This window comes from bacterium, assembly GCA_030654305.1.
In the GTDB taxonomy this organism is placed as follows: Bacteria; Krumholzibacteriota; Krumholzibacteriia; order LZORAL124-64-63; family LZORAL124-64-63; genus PNOJ01.
Genome location: JAURXS010000323.1, coordinates 1 through 6,154 on the forward strand (window position 1 = coordinate 1; position 6,154 = coordinate 6,154).

4 protein-coding genes are annotated in these 6,154 nt (G+C 68.9%); all 4 read right to left on the minus strand.

What is annotated here, in order from left to right:
- Window positions 1–1,853, minus strand: a 1,853-nt coding sequence (locus tag Q7W29_09215; protein ID MDO9171997.1) for a cytochrome b/b6 domain-containing protein, incomplete at its 3' end; no start/stop codon positions are given.
- A 132-nt stretch (window positions 1,854–1,985) separates the two neighbouring features.
- The gene (locus Q7W29_09220; GenBank protein MDO9171998.1) at window positions 1,986–2,624 is read right to left on the minus strand and encodes a hypothetical protein; all 639 of its coding nucleotides are present in this window, start codon (window positions 2,622–2,624) and stop codon (window positions 1,986–1,988) included.
- Window positions 2,625–2,643: 19 nt separating this feature from the next.
- A complete protein-coding gene (locus Q7W29_09225) occupies window positions 2,644–3,477 on the minus strand; it encodes a helical backbone metal receptor (GenBank protein ID MDO9171999.1) in 834 nt (277 codons plus the stop codon).
- Window positions 3,478–3,588: 111 nt separating this feature from the next.
- On the minus strand, window positions 3,589–6,154 hold a 2,566-nt coding region (locus tag Q7W29_09230; GenBank protein MDO9172000.1), incomplete at its 5' end, for an efflux RND transporter permease subunit.

Here is a 6,154-nt window from a genome sequence, read left to right on the forward strand (position 1 = left end):
GCCGGGTGCTCGTGCTCGAACATGCGCTGCGGCATCAGGCCGGTGATCCACGACGGGTTCATCGGGTAGATCCCCGGCATGAAGACCGTCGAGTACATGTGCCAGATCAGGATGGCCAGGAAGGCCAGCCAGGCCTCGTAGTAGTGGATCACCAGGATGACGTCCATCGAGCCCTTGGGGAACCAGTGCGTGACGGTGTTGTCGAACCACAGCGCGAAGCCGGTCAGCGCCATCACGACCGTGCCCCAGATCAGGGCCCAGTACTCGGCCTTCTCCACGTAGGTGAAGCGGCCGAACTGCGGCGTCTCCTTGCTGAGACCCAGGTTGTACTTCGTGCGCTGCAGCAGCTGCTTCGCGTCTTCCCAGTTGGGCATCATGCCGCGCAGGAACTCGCGGCCGCGCGGCGTCAGCAGGTAGAAGGCGTGGTAGATGGCGCCGAGGATCATCACCACGGCGGCGCCGCGGTGGATGTAGCCGCGCACGGCGTAGCCGCCCTCGCGGCCGAAGAGCAGCGAGCTCCACCACGAGTCGTAGAACCGCAGCGAGAAGCCGGTGATCACCAGCACGGTGAAGGAGACGGCCAGCACCGTGTGCTGGAACACCTCGTTGGGATCCATGCGGCGGACCTGGGGCTTCTCGTGGATCACGCGGTAGATCTGGCGGACCAGGTCGATCAGCCAGTGCAGCGTCATGCCGCCGATCACCAGCGCGATCAGCGTGATGTAGATGACCTGGATGATGTGGGCCAGGCCCGACCGGTGGCCGGTGGCGGACTCGTGGATCGACTGGTTGGCGACGTCGGCGGTGATCCCGGCGTGGCAGTGGCCGCAGGTCTTCTGCAGGTTGGCCTGGTTGACCGACGAGCGCGGGTCGGCCGAGGGCAGGATCAGGTGGGCGCCGTGGCAGGAGGCGCAGTTGGCCACCAGCTTGTCGCCGGCCTTGCTCTTCAGCCCGTGGTAGGAGTCCACGAACGACTGCAGGCGCCCGGTCGGCAGGTCGTACTTCTCGTTCAGGGTCGCCGACTCGTGGCAGGGCGTGCAGGTCGCCTCGGCCATGCGGTTGGGGCTGACCGGCGAGCGGGGGTCGTCGGTGGGCAGGATGCCGTGCTCGCCGTGGCAGGTGGTGCAGACCGGCGTGTCGACTTCGCCGCGGGCGGTGATCTGGCCGTGGATGCCTTCCCAGTAGTCCTGCGAGATGGCGCCGTGGCACTTGCCGCAGGTGGTCGGGATGTTGAAGTGGGCGATGGTCGAGCGCATGTCGCTCGGCGGCAGGATCATGTGGGCGGTGCCGCCGGTGCTGTGGCAGTCGTTGCAGCTCGCCGCCTGGTGGACGCCGCCGGCCGTCGCGCGGCCGTGCACGCTCTGGCTGTAGACGCGGATCGGGTGCTTGAACTTGATGTTGATCTCGGCGACGAGGGTCGAATCCTCGTGGCAGTTGCCGCAGGTCGTCGGCAGGTTCATCGGGTTGGTCAGGGCGTGCCGGTCGGACGAGGGCAGGATGTCGTGCGTGCCGTGGCAGTCCTTGCAGAACGGGATGTAGGGCGACTTGCCGACCACGCCGCGGCCGTGGACCTGGTAGGTGGCGGCCTCGTCGCTGTGGCAGCTGCCGCAGTCGACCGGCAACAACGTGTCGTGGGGCAGTTCGGTGATGCCGGCGTGGCAGTCCGTGCACTCGAGGCCCTCGTGGACGCTGCCGGTCATGGATTCGGCGGTGACCTCGGCGGGGTCGCCGCCGGAGCCGGTATGGCAGTCGGCGCAGTCGGTCGCCGTGAAGGCCAAGGCCGGACCGGCCGTAACGAGCAGGCACGCCAGCGTCAGGAGTACCGCAAAGGGGAGGATCGGGCATCGCTTCATGTGGGAACCGTCCTGTTGTGACTATATCAACTGCGGACGATCAAATAGAGGAACCCGGGGGGCGGAAAATCAAGACATAACCATCGCATCTTCATGATTTATTGACCAATTACATATGATCCGGATCGGATTTCAGCCTTCCAGCACGGGCCGGGAGTACCATCCCTCCCCCCGCTCGCCGTCGGGCCGGTAGCCCATGCGGCGCAGGTAGTTTCGGTGCATCCCCGCCTCGGTGTGGGCCACGAAGCGCCGGAAGCCGTTGTCGGCCAGGACCGGACCCCATTCCCGGTAGAAATAGCGGGCGCAGCGCAGGTCGCGCCAGGGAGGCAGGACGTAGTCCAGGTCGATGCGCAGCGTGCCCGGCGCATCCGGCGAGCAGACCAGCACCCCCACCGGCACCATGTTGCGCAGGATGAAGACGATCGTGGGGTTCTGCAGGCGGTCGAGGTCGAAGCCCGGGAAGAAGCGGCGCACGTCGGGTGCGTGGAACTCCAGGAAGCGGCGCAGGAAGGGGTTGTCGCGGTCCCGCATCGGCATGAGCTGGAAGTAGTCCGGGCGGCGGTTCAGCAGCTGCACCAGGTACACCACGTTCACCACGGCGATGAACCCGTTCACCAGCAGCACCGGCCACACGCCCAGCAGGGCGCCGTAGGCGGCGAACAGCACGGCGCCGACCAGGTTGATCACGCGCAGCTTGACCAGCGAGCCCATGGTGAGCGAAACCGCCACCAGCACCGAGGCCGCGTAGCCGAGGATTTCCGTCCAGTGCAAGGGTGACCTCCGCCGGCGCTCAGCCCGCGACCGGGGCGATGCGGCTCAGCAGCCGCTGCAACTCGCGCAGCGAGCCCGCCGTGCGGGTGCCGTACCAGCTCAGCAGCTTGCCGGGTATGCGGGGGCAACGTTCGGAGCCGGCCAGGAGCAGGGCTTCGGAGACGGCGACGGCGTCGCGCTTGGTGAAGTGGTAGGGCTCGTCGGGCAGCAGGACCAGCGCCGGCCCCAGGGCCGCCAGCTCGTCCAGGGTCGTGGACGGGTAGTCCTCGTGGCCGGCGTAGACGTTGCGCAGGCCGACTTCGGCCATGACCGCGTCGATGTGGGTGGCGCCGCCGGCGGCCATCCAGGGATCCTTCCAGATCAGGGTGGCCGCGGCGACGGGCGGGCGCCCGCCCCGCGCGGCCGCGACGTCGGCACGGGCGGCAGCCAGGGCCGCGCGCGCCGCCTGCGCGGCGTCCCCGGCGTCGAGCAGGATGCCCAGGTCCTTCAGCAGCGCGTCGACGTCGTCCAGGCTGCGCGGCATCACCGCGAACACCGGCACGCCCGCCGCGGCGAGCGCGTCCAGGTGCACGGTCTTGTTCTCCTCGAGGCAGGCCAGCACGAGGTCCGGCCGCTGCGCGAGGATGTCGTCGAGGCGCGGGTTCTTGGTGCCGCCGCAGGCGGGCACGCGCGCGACCAGGCCGCGCGGCTCCTCGCAGTAGGCGGTGCGGGCCACCAGGCTGTCGCCGCGGCCGAGGCCGAACACGGTGTCGGTCAGGCTCGGCACCAGCGAGGCCACGCGGTGGTAAGGGCCGGGAACGACGGCGATGCCGCGGGCGTCGAGCAGGCCAGGTGTGTTTCTCGTTGGCGTCATGGGGGGGAAACCTAGTGTCGAACGGCGGTCGCCGCCAGCGGAGGTTTGACGGGATGCGAAGAGGCGCGCCCCGGGGGGCGCGCCTCGTTCCGAGCGGCGGACGGACCGGGCTCAGTAACCCTCGCCGCGCCCGTGCCGGCGGTCCAGCCACCAGCCGATGAACAGGGCCCGCAGCCGGCGCTTGGTCGGCTCCAGCAGCGAGTACATCACCGGCACCACCACCAGGGTCAGGAAGGTGGCCACGCCGAGGCCCCAGATCACGGCCACGCCCATCGGGCCCCACCAGGCGCTGGATTCGCCGCCGAAGGTCACCACGCGGCCCCAGTCCCCCTTGAACAGGCTGAAGAAGTCGACCGACACGCCGGTCGTCAGCGGGATCAGGCCCAGGATGGTGGTCACCGCGGTCAGGATCACGGGTCGGAACCGGGTCAGCCCGGCCTGGACCAGGGCCTCCCCCGTCGGGATGCCGCGCTCGCGCAGCTTGCCCACGTAGTCCAGCAGCACGATGGCGTTGTTGACCACGACCCCGGCCAGCGACACCACGCCCACGCCGGTCATGATGATGCCGAAGGGCGTGCCGGTGAACATCAGGCCCATCATGACGCCGATGAGCGACAGGATGACGCTGAACATGATCACCAGCGGTGTGGTCACCGAGCTGAACTCGCTGATCAGCACCAGGAAGATCAGCATGACGGCCAGGCCGAAGGCGTCGGTGAGGAAGGACTGCGCCTCCTGCTGGTCCTCGCTCTCGCCGGTGTAGCTCAGGCCGTACCCCGGCGGCAGAGTCAGGCCGGCCAGGCGCTGCTGCACCTGGGCCAGCAGGGCGTTGCCGTTGTAGCCGGCGGCGGCGTCGCCCGAGACGGTGACCACGCGCTCGCCGTCGATGCGGGTGATCGCCGCCAGGCCCGTCTTGAACTCGGCCGTGGCGAAGGACGACAGCGGGATCTGCTGGCCCTCGTAGAACACGGTCATGCTCTCGAGGTCCTCGACCTTCTGGCGGAACGGCTGCTGCACCCGCACGCGGATGTCGTACTCGTCCTCGCCGGCGCGGAACTTGGCCGTCTCGGCGCCGAGCAGGGCGGTGCGCACGGTGCCGGCGACGTCCACGGTCCGCAGGCCGAAGCGTCCGGCCTTGTCCACGTCCTGGCGCACCTCGATCTGCGGGAGGTTGCGGTCGTAGTCGTCGATCACGTCGACCAGGCCCTCGACGCCGCGGATGCGCTCCCTCACCGCGGCGGCCAGGTCGCCCAGGACCGCGAAGTCGTCGCCGGAGATCTCGATGTTGACGGGCTTGCCGGTGGGCGGGCCCTCCTCCTGCTTGTCGATGACCAGGCGCGCGCCGGTGAAGTCGCGCAGCGCGTCGCGCAGCTGCTGGATCGTCGTGCGGGAGGACTGCGCGCGCTCCTCCTGGTCGATGAACTCCATCGTCACCAGGGACTTGTTGGCCGGGGCCTGGCTGCTCGAGGCGAAGCCGCTCTCGGCGCCGACCTGGCCGGTGAAGGCCTTCAGGTCGGGCAGCGCGGCGACCCTCGACTCCACCTCGGCGGTGTAGGCGTCGCTGACCTCGACCCGCGTGCCCGAGGGCGCGGTGATCGAGACGTAGGCCAGGCGGGGGTCGACGTCCGGGAACAGCTCGACGCCGTGGTTGAAGACGCCGAACAGCATGAAGGTGCCGATCAGCAGGGCGGTCATGCCGCCCATCACGACGGAGGGGCGCTGCAGGGCCCAGCGCAGCGTGGGCTCGTAGGTCTTCAGGCCGTACCGCATGAGGCGGTCGCCGACACCCTCGCGACCGCCGAGCGGTCGCGGCGGCCGCATGAACCGCGCGCACATGACGGGGTTGAAGACCAGCGCCACCAGCAGCGACGCCAGCAGCGAGATGATGACCGTGATCGGCAGGTACTTCATGAACTCGCCCATGATCCCCGGCCAGAAGATCATCGGCGCGAAGGCGACCACCGTGGTCAGGGTCGAGGAGGTGACCGCGGCGGCCACCTGCGAGGCGCCGTAGACGGCGGCCTCCTCGGGGCCCTTCCCCTTGCCGCGCTGGCGGTAGATGTTCTCCACGATCACGATGCCGTTGTCCACGAGCATGCCCAGCGCCAGGATCAGCGAGAACAGCACCACCATGTTCAGCGTGATGCCCAGCGCCCTCAGCGCGATGAAGGTCAGCAGCATCGACAGGGGGATGGCCGTGCCCACGAACAGGGCGTTGGTGAAGCCCATGAACAGCAGCAGCACCAGCACCACCAGGATCAGGCCGCTGATGATGTTGTTCTCCAGCTCGCGGACCATGTCGCGGATGTCCTTGGACTGGTCGCCGACCAGGCTCACCTCGGTGCCCGCCGGCAGCCGCGGCCGCTCGCGCTCGAGCACCGTCTTGATCTCGTCCACGATGTCGATGATGTTCTCGCCGCTGCGCTTGGTGACCGTGAGGATCACGGCCTCCTTGCCATTGACGCGCGAGAAGCTCTCGCGGTCCTTGATGCCGAAGCTGACCTCGGCCACGTCGCGGACGTAGACGGGGTCCGGCAGCCCGAGGTTGAGCACGAAGCCGAGGATCTCCTCGGCGTGATCGACCTCGCCCGGCACGCTCACCTGGTAGTCGTAGGTGCCCAGGGACAGCTTGCCGCCGGGGATGGTCACGTTCTGCAGGGCGATGGCGTCCTGGACG

What these genes read in the sequence shown, in the direction of transcription:
- Q7W29_09225 (MDO9171999.1), bottom strand. Translation starts at nt 3,477, where the DNA reads ATGACGCCAACGAGAAACACACCTGGCCTGCTCGACGCCCGCGGCATC.